The sequence below is a fragment of the Aestuariivivens sediminicola genome, from assembly GCF_022662015.1.
Taxonomy (GTDB): Bacteria; Bacteroidota; Bacteroidia; order Flavobacteriales; family Flavobacteriaceae; genus Aestuariivivens; species Aestuariivivens sediminicola.
This window is the reverse complement of sequence record NZ_JAKMCM010000003.1, coordinates 348,639-364,545: the sequence shown is the minus strand read 5'-3', so window position 1 is coordinate 364,545 and position 15,907 is coordinate 348,639. Positions and strand designations below refer to the sequence as shown.

20 protein-coding genes are annotated in these 15,907 nt (G+C 39.8%); 14 read left to right on the top strand and 6 right to left on the bottom strand.

The features are described 5' to 3' along the window. Nucleotides 1-150 precede the first annotated feature (150 nt). From tsaD to MR041_RS09215, 4 genes are read left to right on the top strand one after another with little or no spacing between them, the layout of a single operon-like run. Entirely contained in the window at nucleotides 151-1,173 is a 1,023-nt protein-coding gene (gene tsaD, locus MR041_RS09230; RefSeq protein WP_242093327.1) for a tRNA (adenosine(37)-N6)-threonylcarbamoyltransferase complex transferase subunit TsaD, read from the top strand. Between the two features lie 15 nt (nucleotides 1,174-1,188). Further along, nucleotides 1,189-1,893 (top strand): 16S rRNA (uracil(1498)-N(3))-methyltransferase, encoded by a 705-nt coding sequence (locus MR041_RS09225; protein ID WP_242093326.1) that lies wholly within the window; start codon nucleotides 1,189-1,191, stop codon nucleotides 1,891-1,893. After that, nucleotides 1,894-2,535, top strand: a complete 642-nt coding sequence (locus MR041_RS09220) for a DUF4159 domain-containing protein (RefSeq protein ID WP_242093325.1) — start codon at nucleotides 1,894-1,896, stop codon at nucleotides 2,533-2,535. A gap of 44 nt (nucleotides 2,536-2,579) precedes the next feature. Next, nucleotides 2,580-3,086, top strand: a complete 507-nt coding sequence (locus MR041_RS09215) for a TrmH family RNA methyltransferase (protein ID WP_242093324.1) — start codon at nucleotides 2,580-2,582, stop codon at nucleotides 3,084-3,086. Here MR041_RS09215 and MR041_RS09210 read toward each other — a convergent pair. After that, a complete protein-coding gene (locus MR041_RS09210) occupies nucleotides 3,073-3,564 on the bottom strand; it encodes a GNAT family N-acetyltransferase (RefSeq protein WP_242093323.1) in 492 nt (163 codons plus the stop codon). The genes MR041_RS09215 and MR041_RS09210 overlap by 14 nt on opposite strands. A 6-nt stretch (nucleotides 3,565-3,570) precedes the next feature. Beyond that, entirely contained in the window at nucleotides 3,571-4,257 is a 687-nt protein-coding gene (locus MR041_RS09205; RefSeq protein WP_242093322.1) for a DUF4294 domain-containing protein, read from the bottom strand. A gap of 250 nt (nucleotides 4,258-4,507) precedes the next feature. Here MR041_RS09205 and MR041_RS09200 point away from each other — a divergent pair, with 250 nt between their 5' ends. The 4 genes from MR041_RS09200 (at nucleotide 4,508) to MR041_RS09185 (ending at nucleotide 7,090) form a co-directional block, all read left to right on the top strand. Continuing rightward, a complete protein-coding gene (locus MR041_RS09200; protein ID WP_242093321.1) occupies nucleotides 4,508-5,596 on the top strand; it encodes a M42 family metallopeptidase in 1,089 nt (362 codons plus the stop codon). Between the two features lie 38 nt (nucleotides 5,597-5,634). Further along, complete coding sequence (locus MR041_RS09195) at nucleotides 5,635-6,186, top strand: NUDIX hydrolase (protein WP_242093320.1); 552 nt, start codon at nucleotides 5,635-5,637, stop codon at nucleotides 6,184-6,186. A gap of 2 nt (nucleotides 6,187-6,188) precedes the next feature. Beyond that, entirely contained in the window at nucleotides 6,189-6,377 is a 189-nt protein-coding gene (locus MR041_RS09190; protein ID WP_242093319.1) for a hypothetical protein, read from the top strand. Between the two features lie 389 nt (nucleotides 6,378-6,766). Then, nucleotides 6,767-7,090: a cupin domain-containing protein gene (locus MR041_RS09185; protein ID WP_242093318.1), complete on the top strand. Its 324-nt coding sequence runs from the start codon at nucleotides 6,767-6,769 to the stop codon at nucleotides 7,088-7,090. A 132-nt stretch (nucleotides 7,091-7,222) separates the two neighbouring features. Here the strand turns inward: MR041_RS09185 and MR041_RS09180 are convergent, their stop codons facing one another. After that, entirely contained in the window at nucleotides 7,223-7,492 is a 270-nt protein-coding gene (locus MR041_RS09180; protein ID WP_242093317.1) for a hypothetical protein, read from the bottom strand. 154 nt (nucleotides 7,493-7,646) lie between these two features. Here MR041_RS09180 and MR041_RS09175 point away from each other — a divergent pair, with 154 nt between their 5' ends. The 6 genes from MR041_RS09175 (at nucleotide 7,647) to MR041_RS09150 (ending at nucleotide 13,235) form a co-directional block, all read left to right on the top strand. After that, on the top strand, nucleotides 7,647-7,892 hold the full coding sequence (locus MR041_RS09175; protein ID WP_339328753.1) for a PrsW family glutamic-type intramembrane protease: 246 nt from the start codon (nucleotides 7,647-7,649) through the stop codon (nucleotides 7,890-7,892). 63 nt (nucleotides 7,893-7,955) lie between these two features. Beyond that, nucleotides 7,956-8,435, top strand: a complete 480-nt coding sequence (locus MR041_RS09170) for an acyl-CoA carboxylase biotin carboxyl carrier protein subunit (RefSeq protein ID WP_242093315.1) — start codon at nucleotides 7,956-7,958, stop codon at nucleotides 8,433-8,435. Nucleotides 8,436-8,481: 46 nt separating this feature from the next. Then, entirely contained in the window at nucleotides 8,482-9,921 is a 1,440-nt protein-coding gene (gene accC / locus MR041_RS09165) for an acetyl-CoA carboxylase biotin carboxylase subunit (protein WP_242093314.1), read from the top strand. Between the two features lie 5 nt (nucleotides 9,922-9,926). Beyond that, nucleotides 9,927-11,477: an acyl-CoA carboxylase subunit beta gene (locus tag MR041_RS09160; RefSeq protein WP_242093313.1), complete on the top strand. Its 1,551-nt coding sequence runs from the start codon at nucleotides 9,927-9,929 to the stop codon at nucleotides 11,475-11,477. Nucleotides 11,478-11,535: 58 nt separating this feature from the next. After that, on the top strand, nucleotides 11,536-12,801 hold the full coding sequence (locus MR041_RS09155; protein WP_242093312.1) for an NRAMP family divalent metal transporter: 1,266 nt from the start codon (nucleotides 11,536-11,538) through the stop codon (nucleotides 12,799-12,801). A 5-nt stretch (nucleotides 12,802-12,806) separates the two neighbouring features. After that, nucleotides 12,807-13,235: a hypothetical protein gene (locus MR041_RS09150; protein ID WP_242093311.1), complete on the top strand. Its 429-nt coding sequence runs from the start codon at nucleotides 12,807-12,809 to the stop codon at nucleotides 13,233-13,235. A gap of 58 nt (nucleotides 13,236-13,293) precedes the next feature. On the opposite strand, the gene MR041_RS09145 is transcribed toward MR041_RS09150, so the two are convergent. The 3 genes from MR041_RS09145 to MR041_RS09135 form a co-directional block, all read right to left on the bottom strand. Further along, the gene (locus tag MR041_RS09145; protein ID WP_242093310.1) at nucleotides 13,294-14,331 is read right to left on the bottom strand and encodes an amidohydrolase family protein; all 1,038 of its coding nucleotides are present in this window, start codon (nucleotides 14,329-14,331) and stop codon (nucleotides 13,294-13,296) included. Nucleotides 14,332-14,520: 189 nt separating this feature from the next. After that, nucleotides 14,521-15,093, bottom strand: coding sequence for a YceI family protein (locus MR041_RS09140; RefSeq protein ID WP_242093309.1), 573 nt, complete (start codon nucleotides 15,091-15,093; stop codon nucleotides 14,521-14,523). A gap of 106 nt (nucleotides 15,094-15,199) precedes the next feature. Beyond that, on the bottom strand, nucleotides 15,200-15,790 hold the full coding sequence (locus MR041_RS09135) for a Crp/Fnr family transcriptional regulator (RefSeq protein WP_242093308.1): 591 nt from the start codon (nucleotides 15,788-15,790) through the stop codon (nucleotides 15,200-15,202). Nucleotides 15,791-15,907 lie beyond the last annotated feature (117 nt).

Sequence of the window (15,907 nt, the reverse complement as noted above, 5' to 3'; positions counted from 1 at the left end):
TTAACATATAACACCCTCTGATTATTTCACACCTGTTACACAGCTATTCCTATAAAATAAAAAAAAGACTAGTTTTGTGTTTTGTAAAACAAGAACAAACCCTGTTTCATTGTTTTCAAAATTAACAATTATTGTGCCTAAAATTCAGTAATGAAGGAACAAAATATTTACATCTTGGGAATTGAATCATCATGCGATGATACGGCAGCGTCCATAATGCACAACGGGAAAATATTAAGCAACGTCATTGCAGGACAAAAAATACATGAAGCCTACGGCGGTGTCGTACCGGAGTTAGCCTCTCGGGCACATCAGCAAAACATTGTCCCTGTGGTGGATCAGGCACTAAAACAGGCCCGGATTTCAAAAGATGATCTCAATGCCATAGCATTTACTCGTGGCCCGGGTCTAATGGGCTCGCTGCTTGTAGGAACCTCATTCGCCAAGTCTCTGTCCATTGGTCTGGGCATTCCGCTAATAGATGTCAACCACATGCAGGCGCATATCCTTGCTCATTACATTGATGAAACAGGCTATGCTAAACCACCGTTCCCCTTTTTAGCCATGACTATTTCCGGAGGCCATACACAAATTGTTAGAGTAGATCACTATTTTGATATGACCGTAATTGGTGAGACCATCGATGATGCTGTAGGTGAAGCTTTTGATAAAAGTGGTAAGATCCTGGGGTTAGGCTATCCCGCCGGACCGGAAATTGATAAACGGGCCAGGAATGGCAATCCCAAAGCCTTTAAATTCACCAAACCAAAAGTCGATGGTTTGAATTTCAGTTTTTCAGGTCTAAAGACGGCAATCCTATATTTTGTGCAGCGGGAAACCCAAGCCAATCCAAATTTCATAACGGAAAACCTGGATGATATTTGTGCCTCAATACAATATACCATCATTCGAATCTTAATGGATAAATTAAAAATAGCATCCCATCAAACCGGCATCAAACATATTGCAATTGGTGGGGGTGTTTCAGCCAATACAGGCATTCGCCAGGCTTTAAAAGAAGGTGAAAAAAAATATGGATGGACCACGTATATCCCTAAATTTGAATTTACTACCGACAACGCTGCGATGATTGCCATTGTCGGGTATTTAAAATATTTGGAAGGTGAATTCACCCAACCGAACATTGCGGCTTCAGCCAGATTAAAAATTTAATTGTGTTTTAATTGTATGCAACTCTTTTACCATTCCGAAATAAATGAAGACACCATTGAGTTTGGCTTCAATAAAGAGGAGAGTCGCCATATTACTAAGGTCTTAAGAAAGCAGTCAGGAGATCTGTTGCACATCACCGATGGGAAAGGATGGTTATATACTGTCGAAGTGATGCACCCTGACCCGAGGCATTGTGTCGCTCAGGTCACTGACAGATCCAGGCAGGCCATAAGACCCTACAGGTTACACATGGCAGTGGCTCCAACGAAAATGAATGAGCGTTATGAATGGTTTCTCGAAAAGGCTACTGAAATAGGTGTAGATACGATAACCCCTCTTGTCTGTGATCATAGCGAACGAAAAGTCATTAAAAAAGAACGCTATGAAAAAATACTGCAAACGGCATTGAAACAATCTCTCAATTGCTATTTGCCAAAACTGAATGACCTAACGCCCTTTAACGATTTCATTTCAGAAAACAGGGATGGTGATTTGTTTATTGCCCATTGTGAAACAAACCAAAAAAACCACATTAAGCAGCACCTTACACGGAATGGCAACACGACTATTTTAATTGGACCGGAAGGGGATTTTAGTGTTAAAGAAATTAAAATGGCTCTGGAAAACAATTATATTCCCGTAAATTTGGGTGCATCGAGATTACGGACAGAAACAGCTGCCATCGTCGCATGCCATGCCGTCGCTTTTATAAATGAGTAAATGAAAAGAGTACAATTTTTAATTATTTCCCTTATATGTGTCCATATAAGTGCTCAGGATATTGCTGTTTTAAAATATAAAGGTGGTGGAGATTGGTACAGCAATCCTACGGCATTACCAAATTTAATTTCATTCTGTAATGAACGGATCAACACCAAAATCAAGGCCAAACCTGAAACGGTAGAAGTAGGCAGTAATGACATTTTTCAGTATCCATTCATTCATATGACAGGACATGGTAATGTTTTTTTTAGTGATGAAGATGCGGAGAACCTTCGCAACTATTTGATCTCCGGCGGTTTTTTGCATATTGATGATAATTATGGAATGGAGCCCTTTATTACCAAAGAGCTTAAGAAGGTCTTTCCGGATCTTGATCTCATCGAACTCCCCAAAGATCATCCTATCTTTAACAGTGCCTTTTCGTTTAAAAATGGTTTGCCTAAAATACATGAACACGATGGTAAACGACCCCAGGCCTTTGGTCTGTTTTATGAAGGGCGACTGGTACTGTTGTTCACTTATGAATGCGATCTAGGAGATGGCTGGGAAGATCAGGTGGTTCATAATGATCCTGAGGATGTCAGAGAAAAAGCCCTTCAGATGGGGGCCAATATTGTGAAATATGCATTTGAGAATTGAGATGTAGATAAGCTCGTATTGATAACTCACCCTTTAGCGTCGGCATGCAACTCAATCATTACAACTCGAAATTTGAACCACAGGACTTCCCTGTTACATTGGTGACTGATAATGTGTCTGACGCAGCCAATATCGGGAGTTTATTTAGAGCGGCTGATGCATTTGGGGTTGCGCAACTGTTTCTTTGCGGGGATCGCATTCCCCTGGGTAAAAAAATGTCTCGAACGGCCCGAGCCTCAGAGAAAAGCGTTCCTTACCAAACGGCAGCATCTGCATTAGCTGTGGTAAAACAGTTAAAAGAAGAGGGTGCTGTAATTCTATCCCTGGAAATAACAGATACAAGTCTACCCATTCACTCCTTCAAATTCTTAAAAGGCAAACCCATAGTTCTGGTGTTGGGTGATGAGAATTTCGGGGTTTCCGATGCCATCTTAAAATTATCCGATGCCCTGATACACATCGACATGTTTGGTGTAAACAGCAGTATGAATGTCGTCCAGGCCTGTACCATCGCCCTTTATGAACTAACCAGACAGCTCAGAGTGTTTTAACCATTTTGAAGTCGTCCATCACAAAGCCATTCCCTATTTCGGCAACTACAGACCCCAAATTGACAAACTCCAGACTCAGATAGGCATTTATGGCCTTATGGTTATTCTTATTGACCGTTAATGTGATCGTTTTTAAACCATAACGCTTTGCCTGTTCCTCAACAAAATGCATTGCTGCGGCTCCAATTTTTCGTCCGCGATAGGAGGCTAACACATATATTTTACTTAAAAACAAACTGTCCTTTTCTAATTTGTAGGCCATATAACCAACAGGCATGCTTTCAAATTCTATCCAAAAATATTCAAAACCAGTGTCAATCTGTTCCTGTATGGCGGATGTCGACTGGAATTTATCCAACATATAGTCTACCTGTGCCTTTCCAATAATTGGAATGTAGTGTTCTCGCCATATGGTATGTGCGAGCTGTTCGATTACCTCGCAATCTTCAATTGAATCTGCCTGCTTAAACCTGATCATAATCTGTTATTTATCAGCACGGTCATCGGAATTAAGCCATTTATCGGTGAGTTCGTAAAAATCATACTCAATGGCAGACTTTTGGCGCTCCAATACACCACTTTGAAAATTGCGCTGTAAAATATCTTCAATGAGATAGTCTTCCTTGTTGTTGTAAGGATCGAACCGCTTCTTAAGTGAAATATCAAACATACTGGCTGTTGTGTTGTACCAAAAGGCACGCCAACCATTGCGCAGTTCCTTAACCAGATCGAAAGTCGTCATACCCGTTTGCCTATGTATCAGTTTTACCAGAATCTGTCCTTCCGTACGTGTTAATTTCTTTAATTCATCTGAGAATTCACCCTCAATATATTTTTGTATTATCTTGGTATATCTCTTTTTCTCGCGCCGTTTTGTCAACGATGCCAAGCGGGTGTTAAGCGAATCCAGGCGATCGGCAGCCATTTTAGCATAAGGATATACTTTGACGGTTTTTTTACGCAGAATTAAATATCTAATGCGATCCTTCCTGCTATTGAATTTTAACTTGTGCAGGAGCATTACCTCCTCCAAATCAATTGCTGTCCTAGGAATGGAATCGCCTTCAATAATAATATACTCGTAATCGGAGGTCTCATCAAATTCATTTCTAATTTGAGAAAGCGAAATTAGGGGGAAAAGTATAAGTATATAAAAAACTACATTCTTCATAAAACCATTTGGAGCAATTACTTCTCCAAAATTAATAATTTACCTCATGCAAACCACGTTTTTAACGGTTTATTAATAGCTTTTCAGAAAAACCGGGGTGTCCATTATTACCCATTCCAGGTACTTGTTTTAAAACCTGATTTTAAAGTTTAAGTATTTCCATTCGCTTTTCCGGAAAAGGCCGTGAAAAACTAAAATCTAATCTGCGGTATGTCGTTAATATTCTTATTTTAGTACAAAACTTTAAAACATGGCAAAGACGCGTATTCTTGATAAAAAATCATTGGAATTTCTAGAAAACTATTTAAATAATGCAGCTCCCACGGGTTACGAATGGACGGGTCAAAAAATTTGGATGGATTACCTTAAACCCTATGTGGATGAATTTATAACAGATACCTATGGTACAGCGGTTGGGGTTATTAATCCAAAAGCGAAATATAAAGTCGTTATAGAAGGCCATGCCGATGAAATCTCCTGGTATGTCAACTATATATCTGATAACGGACTCATTTACGTGATTAGAAACGGCGGTAGCGATCACCAAATTGCCCCGAGCAAAGTGGTAAACATCCATACCAGGAAAGGTATTGTAAAAGGTGTTTTTGGTTGGCCGGCAATACATACCAGAGATAAAAGTAAAGAGGAAGCTCCGAAGCCGGATAATATTTTTATTGATTGCGGCTGCAAAAACAAGGAAGAAGTAGAAGGTTTGGGAGTCCATGTGGGTTGTGTCATTACCTATCCGGATGAATTCCATATTCTTAACAAGGACAAATTTGTTTGTCGCGCCCTGGACAATCGCATGGGAGGATTTATGATTGCCCAGGTGGCGAGGTTGCTCAAGGAAAACAAGATAGCCTTACCATTCGGACTTTATATTACCAATGCCGTTCAGGAGGAAATTGGTTTACGCGGTGCTGAAATGATTACGCAGACCATTAAACCCAATGTCGCTATAGTCACCGATGTTACCCATGACACTACCACACCCATGATAGAACAGAAAAAAGAGGGCTATTTAGAACTTGGTAAAGGGCCCGTGGTAGCCTATGCACCGGCAGTACAGCAAAAGCTAAGAGACTTAATTACCGACACAGCCGAATCCAAAGGCATCCCTTTTCAGCGATCAGCGTTATCCAGGGCTACCGGAACGGACACTGATGCCTTTGCCTACAGTAACGGTGGTGTGGCCTCTGCATTAATATCGCTTCCCCTGCGTTATATGCATACCACAGTGGAAATGGTACATCGTGATGATGTTGAGAATGTGATTCGCCTAATTTATGAAACCTTACTTAACATAAAAGAAGGTGAAACCTTTAGTTATTTTGAATAGTCTTAAGTTCATTCCTGTTTGACGCGATCTGACCCTGTATGGACGAGTACATCGATATAGTGAACAAAGCGGGTTTGCCCACCGGGCAAACTGCATTGAAGTCAATCATACACCAAAAGGGCTTTTACCATAATACCGCTCATATATGGCTTTACAATAAGGATAGTCAAATTTTATTATCACAGCGTTCAGCCAAAAAAACCATTTGTCCCTTGCTTTGGGATGTATCGGTTGCAGGCCATGTGGATGCCGGCGAGACCATAGAGCATGCGGCCATTCGTGAAACCAGGGAAGAAATTGGACTGCATATCACAACATCCCACCTAAAAAAAATTGGTGTATTCGAATGTTTTCAAGACTACCCGAACGGTATAAAGGATTACGAACTGCACAATACATTCATTTGTGAATTACAGGTCCCCCTGGTCCGACTTAGGCCCCAACCCGATGAAGTTGAAGCGATAAAAATGGTGAGTTTCTCAGAATTTGAAAACCTTCTCGAGAACAGTAGGTTTAACAATCATTTTATAGCCTCTAACAAAAGCTATTATAACGTAGTTCTGAATGCCATTAAAAACCACCTGACCTAAAAGTGTATTTATTATTTGCCGCCATAGCTCCTGCTCTGATCATTATCCTATATATCTATTACCAGGATCGATATGAGAAAGAACCAAAGCATCTCATCATTTATCATTTTGGTAATGGTGCCATTTTAAGCATTCTGATTACATCAATACTCTATTTTGCATTTGACATCTCAATGTTTTCTCATTTGTGAAGCTTTAATATGTGCATAACTAAATGCATCCAAAAAAACAAACGACATCTGTCAACTTTCCCTGCTGGAGCATTTGAATTATCAAACCGAATAGCCCTATTGGTGATTTCATCAAAATGGTTGATTTTGAAAAATCATCCGAAATCGAGCCCAACATCTGTATAATATGATATAGGTGTCTATTAAAAGACTCCAACTTGTTTTCTCAATTAAAATTACTAACTTTAAGTGTCTAATTTTTAAAACTTTACCTTATGAAAACTCAACTGACCGTGATGCTATTCACTTGTCTTTGCTTTGTGTATTCTTGTAAACAAAAACAGACCGAAGTAAACAAAGAACATAGCGAAGAACTGACTGAAGTACAGGAAGAAACAAAAACGGAACCAATGGCATATATAGATCCTGAATTAGATGTATTAGCAATTGGTAAGGAATATACCAATGTACTGTCAGACACATTAGGCATACAACTTATGGAATTCACTATGAAACCAGGAGATTCCATCGGATTACACGAACATTATGACCATACGTTTTATGTTTTAGAAGGAGGGAACATGATGCTTTACGTCAACGGTACTGAAGCAGTTGAGCTTGACCTCAAGCCAGGAATGGGTCAAGTCTCCGGACCATTAAAGGATGCTGCTAAAAATGTTGGTAACACGACCATCAAACTTTTGATTACAGAGGTTCACAGACCAAGAGAATGATTCTGACCTGAACAGAACATCACTTTTACAACGTGTTCAAAGAAAAATGGTTGAAACAAAGGCCCTTTATTCACACCGATTTAAAGCAGTCACATCTGTGAATATAATTAATGTAGGGGTAACTAAAAACAGCTATTTAAAAAACCTTTTTAGTATGGCAATGAGTGCGCCTATAGCTATAGCTAAAAGAGCTACGCCAACAAGACATAAGAAAATAACAAATAGCCAACCTTGAATGGCAACTGATGCTGGATGATCTGGAGTAGTTCCTTCTATAATTTGTGTGATTCCTTCAACTAAGTGCGCAAAACCAAAAATGAGGGGAATTGGACAGGCAACCGCTGCAATGATTATAATAACAACATTCCACAAAATAGGTACTTTTAAGAATGGATTTTTCATAACCAATTAATTTTTCATTTTGAAGATCTTAGGAAAGTACTTACTAAAAGTACAAAATATTTGTGTCGTACAATAAAATAGAAAGGCCTTTTTCCATATAATCTGATCGCCTAATAATACTGTTATTGACAATTTATTGTAGCCATAGACAAGACTGTCATATGGTATTTTAATGGGTTACTTTATGGGTAAGGCTAAATTTTCCAAAAATAAGTTCATCCTAAATTTAATCGGTTTAATGGTAGCCATTTTTTTTCATGGCGCATATGATTTCTTTTTATTTCTAGATTTTGTTCCGGGGATATGGTTAGGCGCTTTGGTTTCTTTAATTTTAGGTATCGTTTTATCAAGAAAGGCCATTAAAAGCCATCAAAATAACAGTCATTTTAAATCCTTTTAGACGCTGATGGAAAGGAGAATTGCATTTTAATCTTATATTTATATCACAATAAGGTTCCAACCCATGGGTTTAACAGCAAAAGTTAATAATTCATTTGAATTTGAAGTGTCACCGGAGGCTATCGCTAATGTGGATGCCATCTACCTGTCTGAAAACAAACTCCATGTCATACACGATCACCGGTCCTTCCATGTTGAAATTGTAAAATCTGACTTCAATTCCAAGAGCTATACCATCGTTATTAACAATGCCACATACGAGGTTGAGTTAAAAGATGAATTGGACCAACTCATTGGTGAAATGGGTTTCAATTCCGGATTGAAGCATCAAATCCGCAACATTACCGCCCCGATGCCGGGGTTAATTTTAGACATTGCGGTTACAGCCGGACAGCAAGTAAAAGAGGGGGATACACTGTTAATTTTGGAAGCCATGAAAATGGAAAATAGCCTGACCGCGAGTTTTGACGGTGTGATCAAATCTATTCCGGCATGTAAGGGCGATACTGTAGATAAGGATCAATTGCTCATTGAATTCGAATGACCCCTACTCCAATATAAAATGAACGTATTAACATTAATGCACCTAAATGAATAAGATACTAGTAGCCAATCGAGGTGAAATTGCGATAAGAATTATGAGAACTGCCCAAAAAATGGGCATTAAAACAGTTGCAGTTTATTCGACTATCGATAGGAACGCACCTCATGTGAAGTTTGCAGATGAGGCAGTATGCATAGGTGAAGCACCATCGATTTCCTCCTACCTGAATGCAAACAGGATCATAGAGATGGCCAAAACCTTGCAGGCCGATGCCATTCACCCCGGCTATGGTTTTCTTAGTGAAAATGCCGCATTCGCCGAGTTATGCGAGACGCATGGAATTACCTTTATCGGACCGAAATCCAAAGCCATTAAAATAATGGGAAGTAAGCTCGCGGCCAAAGAAGCGGTCAGTCAATATAATATCCCTTTGGTTCCGGGCATTGATGAAGCCATCACAGATACCAAAAAAGCGAAGGAAATAGCCAAATCCATAGGCTTTCCTGTACTTATCAAGGCCTCGGCTGGCGGCGGCGGAAAAGGCATGCGTATTGTTGAAAAAGAAAATGAATTGGAGGCTCAGATGAAAAGAGCGATAAGTGAAGCGCATTCTGCCTTCGGAGATGGCTCTGTTTTTATTGAAAAATATGTGAGTTCACCCAGACACATAGAAATTCAAATTATGGCTGACGGCCATGGCAACATTTTGCATTTCTTTGAAAGAGAATGCAGCATACAGCGACGACATCAAAAGGTTATAGAAGAAGCACCTTCTTCAATTTTAAATCCGGAACTGAGAAAAAAGATGGGAGAGGCAGCCGTGAAAGTAGCGCGTTCCTGTGATTATCTGGGAGCGGGAACAGTTGAATTCCTGCTTGATTCACATCATAATTTTTATTTTTTGGAGATGAATACCCGCTTGCAGGTCGAGCACCCGGTGACAGAACTCATTACTGGTGTGGATCTTGTAGAACTTCAGATCAGAATAGCCCGAGGGGAAAAATTACCCATGGCACAAGACGATTTAAACATTAGCGGACATGCTTTGGAATTGCGCGTTTACGCTGAAGATCCCTTAAATGATTTTCTGCCCAGTGTAGGACATTTAAAAACGTATAAGCTCCCCTCAGGGCCGGGTATTCGAGTAGATAACGGGTTTGAACAGGGTATGGATATTCCAATATATTACGATCCCATGATTTCAAAGTTAATCACATATGGTAAGAATCGTGAAGAAGCCATACAAACCATGATTGATGCCATATCAAAGTATCGCATCGAAGGTGTGGAAACCACCCTTGATTTTGGCAAATTCGTTTTTGAACATCACGCCTTTAAATCCGGTCGTTTCGACACACATTTTGTTCCGAAGTACTATACACCGGAATCTATAGAACAGCATAAAAAGAATGATGCTGAGATGGCAGCACTCATAGTGGCAAAACACTATATGGAAGCTCAAAATAAACTGCGTTTACCCCGTTAATAACTATGAATTCGAAAGACAAAAAAATAGCAAAACTCAAGGCCCTGGAGGCCTTAGCGAAACAGGGAGGCGGTCAGAAACGCATAGACAAACAACACGCCAAAAATAAACTAACGGCAAGAGAGCGTATTGATTATTTAATGGATGAAAATTCCTTTGAAGAAATTGGTCTTCTGGTGACGCACAGAACGACCGATTTTGGCATGCAGGACCAAATTTATTACGGTGATGGCGTTATTACCGGTTACGGCACCATTAATGGACGCCTGGTGTATGTTTACGCACAGGATTTCACTGTTTTTGGAGGATCCTTGTCAGAAACCCATGCCGAAAAAATTTGCAAAATTATGGACATGGCGGTCAAAGTTGGTGCTCCTGTTATCGGTTTGAATGATTCAGGCGGTGCCCGCATCCAGGAAGGTGTCCGGTCCTTAGGTGGTTACGCCGATATATTCTACAGAAATGTCAAAGCGTCAGGGGTTGTCCCTCAAATTTCTGCCATAATGGGTCCTTGTGCAGGAGGTGCGGTGTATTCTCCAGCTATAACGGACTTTATTCTCATGGTTGAAAACACCAGTTATATGTTTGTTACAGGTCCCAATGTCGTAAAGACAGTTACCAAAGAAGACGTTACAAGTGAAACTCTGGGTGGTGCTGAAACCCATGCCATCAAATCCGGAGTGGCCCATGTGACATCGCCAAATGATGTGGCCTGTCTTGAAGATATTAAGACATTATTAGGTTATGTACCACAGAATAACACCGAAACGACCAAAATCCTGGATTTTGACCTGAAGGATGAAATAAGAACAGAACTGTCCCATATTGTTCCGGACAATCCGAATAAACCATACGATATGCATAAGGTTATAACGGGGATAATAGATCAGGATTCCTTTTTTGAAATCCATAAGCGTTATGGTGAAAGTATCATCGTTGGTTTTGCCCGATTAGGGGGACGAAGTATAGGAATAATTGCCAATCAACCCATGGCATTCGCCGGAGTTCTGGGTGTTAAGAGTTCGAAAAAAGCGGCGCGTTTCACGCGTTTTTGTGACTGCTTTAATATCCCTCTTCTGGTTTTGGTGGATGTTCCTGGATTTCTGCCGGGAACAGATCAGGAGTGGAATGGTATTATTGTTCATGGCGCCAAACTTCTATATGCGCTAAGTGACGCCACTGTGCCCAGGGTTACAGTGATTACGCGAAAAGCCTACGGAGGGGCCTATGACGTTATGAACTCAAAACATATAGGCGCCGATTTCAATTTTGCCTGGCCGGGAGCAGAAATCGCTGTTATGGGTGCTAAAGGGGCCAGTGAGATAATATTTAAAAACGAAATTGCCGAATCAGACCATCCGGAGGATAAGATCTTAGAAAAAGAAAAGGAATATGCCGATAAATTTGCCAATCCCTATGAAGCCGCGAAGCGCGGTTTCATAGATGAGGTCATTCTTCCGGAAGAAACAAGACGAAAAGTTTTAAAGGCCTTTGCAGTTCTTGAGACGAAAAAAGAAAACCAACCGTGCCGCAAACATGGTAACATCCCCTTGTAATATAAAGATGACTTGTTAATGCCGGTATCCTGTAATTAATACATAACCTCATGTTTCGATGAATTGGGAAAAAATAAAAAAAACACTTGGGCCTGGAATTTTATTTGCCAGTACCGCAATTGGGGTGTCCCATTTGGTGCAAAGCACCCGAGCCGGGGCAAATTACGGTTTCGCTTTACTGATATTTATCATTGCCGCCAATGTCTTGAAATTTCCTTTTTTTGAATTTGCAGCGCGTTACGCCAGTGCCACCGGTGAGACCTTAATTGACGGGTATAAAAAACTTGGGAAATTTGCAATCTGGCTCTATTTTATAATTACGATTTGTTCAATGTTCTTTGTAAGTGCTGCCGTTGTTTTGGTCACTGCGGGATTTATGGATAACCTTTTTGGACTCTCTGAACTTTGGAGTCATTTTCAGTTGTTTCCTGTGGCTCTGGTATTTGTTGTTACTGTGGGACTTCTCCTCTCCGGGAAATTTAATTTTTTGGACCATCTGATAAAGATCATAGGAACGACACTCCTGGTTTCCACATTAGTCGTTTTTATTATGACCTTATTGAAAGGACCTGCGACACATGTCCCCGACTTCACCCCTCCGGCCATCTTCGAGGAATCGAGCTTATTGTTTATCATCGCCCTGATGGGTTGGATGCCAACGGCCCTGGATATGTCGACCTGGGTGAGCCTTTGGGCTGTTGAAAAAATGAGATCAACCAATTATCACCCGAGCCTTAAAGAATCCTTAATTGATTTTAATTTAGGGTATTGGATCTCTGCGTTTCTTTCTGTGTGTTTTGTCACTTTGGGCGCCTATCTCATTTATGGGACAGGAAGGTCATTGCCAACCGGCAGTGTCGGTTTTGCGGATAGTGTCATAAAACTGTACACCACCACCATGGGCAACTGGAGTTATATTATTATTGGAACGGCGGCTTTTTCCATAATGTTCGGTACCTGCATTGGGCTTTTTGATGGTTATGCCCGAACCCTGGAACGCACTACAACCCTCATCTTTGCAAAAAAGAGTCAACCTATTAAGAATTCCAGAACGGTTTATATTTGGTCTTTAGTCCTACTTGCCTTGGGTTCGTTTAGCATCAATGCCTTCTTTTCGGGACAATTTAAAACACTCATCGACCTGGCAACAACGATTTCCTTTTTAATTGCGCCACTCGTCGCCATAGCCAATTTTAAACTGGTAAGTAATAAATATATCGCCAAATCCTTTATTCCTGGTAAATTAATGACCTTTATAAGTTACCTGGGTATTGTTTTTTTAACAGGCTTTGCCGTGTTCTATATTTATGTCATGTTCCTCTAAATTTAATGTTGCTTCACGAGAAAATGGAAAAACACTATGCACTTTCAGACCGGGAATTTGAGAAGCAATTCGCGCAATGCGATCTGGACCCCAGTTTGTTTTCACATACAGCTCATTTGAGACTGGCATGGATACATTTAAAGCGTTATGGCCCGGAACAGGCCGAGAAAAATATTACGGACCAATTAAAACGCTATGTGGCATTCTTCGGCCAGAAAGATAAATACAATGCAACCCTGACCATTGCTGCGGTAAAAATGGTGTATCATTTTATGTGTAAATCGACTTCAAAGACCTTCAGGGATTTTATCTTAGAGTTCCCCAAGTTGAAATCTGACTTCAAAAAACGTATTGCACGCCACTACACCATGGATATATTCAACTCTGAGGAGGCTAAAAGGCACTACTTAGAACCAGATATTCTGCCTTTTTAGGTGTAGCGCTTTATTGTAAACCAATATTCCTAATGCATCTGCGATTACCATTTAAAGCTTATTTGGGAAATTTGCTTTTATCCAATCCCGGAACAATACGAAGTGCATTCTTATAATATACTTTCTTCAGTACCTCATCCGGTAAATCCATTCCATACATGGCCCAAAAGGCATGGTATTTTTTGTGGTATGGAAAATATTCATCATCACTTTCCAATACTCTGAAATAGGTGGGAAATTCGTCCGGCTTCCAGCTATCTTTTCCAAATAAGATCCTGTCCTGATACTTTATAAAAAATGCTCTGGCAAACTTTGGCTGTCTGCCCAGTTCAGCAATTATAGCCGCAATACCGACATTCATATTGGGGATCTCATCCATTAACTGTCCAAGTCTTCCAAGGTCGTTGGCAAACCAACCCATATGCGCATTGATGAAGGTCGTTTCAGGGTGCTTTTTAAACATACGGTGTTGCTCGGCTATAATTTGTTCCCATGGCGCCGGATTATCATCACTACGTTTTCGTCTTGGATGGGTTTTCAATTCCAGCCACCGTTCATTATCCGCATCAAATGCTTCCCAAAATGGTTTGGGATCGGCTGCATGAATTAAGACCGGGATCCCCAGCTTCCCACAGGTTTCCCAGATCGGATCCAATCGCGGATCATCTATAGCCAGGCGTTTCCCATCAACGTCTTTATTATACATGCCTAAACTCTTGTACACCTTAAGTCCTCTGGCACCCTGTTTGACATCTTCCTTTAATTGGTTTACCGTCTTATCAATCCAGCCGGCAGCACCAGCACCATTAAAATCGATATTAGCAAAAACTACAAATCTATTTGGGTAATTATCCTGAATATTCTGTACGGCCTGTTTTAAAATCGCTCCTGATCGCCCGCTTAGATTCACCATAATTTCCATATTCAGCGTATCCATGGCTTCGACCACCGGTCCTAAATCCTGTGTTGCCATTCGATATTGATGTCCATGTATATCAATGAAGGGAAATTTTGCCTTATGGATTACCTTTCCAGGAACCACTAAGGTTGATTTGGGATTGTATTCTTCAAAGCTCAGGTCCTGAGCTAAAAGCATTGAATTTGTACAAATTAAAGTATATAAAAATAGATGAAGTCCTTTCATTACAACGTTGAATTAGTGACCCTAAAAATACATATCTCTTTGTATAAGTTATCGTTTTTAAGAAGGGTTTAACAAGTAAACTCAGTATAAATAAAAAAAGCGTTCAATATCTGAACGCTTTAAAACTTTTCTTTTTCCAGCTTAGAACTGAATTTCAGTTATTAAATCGAATTCATCATAAATGGCCTTATCCTTTAAGTTGTCAAAGAAACTTGTAGAGCCATATCTGACATTGTATTTTGATCTGTCAATCTTCAAGGCAGCAGTGGCTTTGTTACCGTAGATAGACATTGTGAATGAGATCGGGTTTGTAATTCCTTTTATGGTTAGATCGCCTGTAACATTGTAGGCATTCTTACTGGATGCTTCCACATTGGTAAACACTAAACTGGCTTTCGGATGATCCTGTACACCGAAAAAATCATCTGACTTTAAGTGTCCTTCCAATTTACCTTTGTATTCACCTTCTAAATCCGTAACGGTGATAGATGTCATATCGATAACAAAACGTCCTCCAACAAGTTCATCCTCTTCCATAATTAATTCACCTGTTTCCAATGCTATTGTACCTTCATGCGATCCGGTTACTTTATACCCTTTCCAAATGACCTCACTGTCATTTGTTTTGACCATTTTTTTCACTCTATCAATTCCCGTAAAGGAAAACGCAATAAATGCGATTAATGCTAATGTAATTCCAACTGACTTTCTCATTTTATTTTTTTTAGTTAATAATTAATTTCTGGTACAAATTTCGGATGAAACAGCCTAAAAAAAAATGAAGTAGTTTATAAAAAAAAGTTAATCTAGTTTAACTTTTTCATTCCAGAGCAAGTTGACTCTTGATTTTACTCAAAAATTCCTTGGTGATTCCGAGGTAGGATGCAATCATATATTGCGGTATACGTTGTTCAATTTCAGGATATTGCTGTCTGAAATGCAAATATTGTTCTTTAGCCGTCAAACTAAAATTTCTTACAATTCTCTTTTGGGAAGCAATAAATGCCTTTTCAATGATACGTCTGAAAAAGCGTTCTAATTTTGGGACTTTAATATAAAGGTCTTCAATGGTATCATAAGAAAACATGACCAGTTCTGTATTTTCCAAGCACTGAATATTAAAATCGGCCGGTGTTTGATCGATAAAACTCCCCATATCTGCCGCCCACCAATCTTCAATGGAAAACATGATAATGTGTTCCTGACCATCATCATCCAAATAAAAAGTCTTCGTACATCCGGAAATGACATAGCATTCATACCTGCAAATATCGCCTTGTTGCAATATGTATTGGCCTTTTAAATACTTCCTAAACGTAATATGAGATAACAGGGTGGACTCTTCCTCTTTAGTAAGAGATACATGCTTGTTTATGTAATCCAGCAGGGGTTGGGCTTTTTGAATATCCATTCTATCGATTAACTAACTAACCATATGAGATACTAAAATAGTAAATTCTAATTGGGTTTAAAGCCAGTCTATTTAAAAAGATACAATTGATGTCTTGATTAGATAAAAGACAAAAAC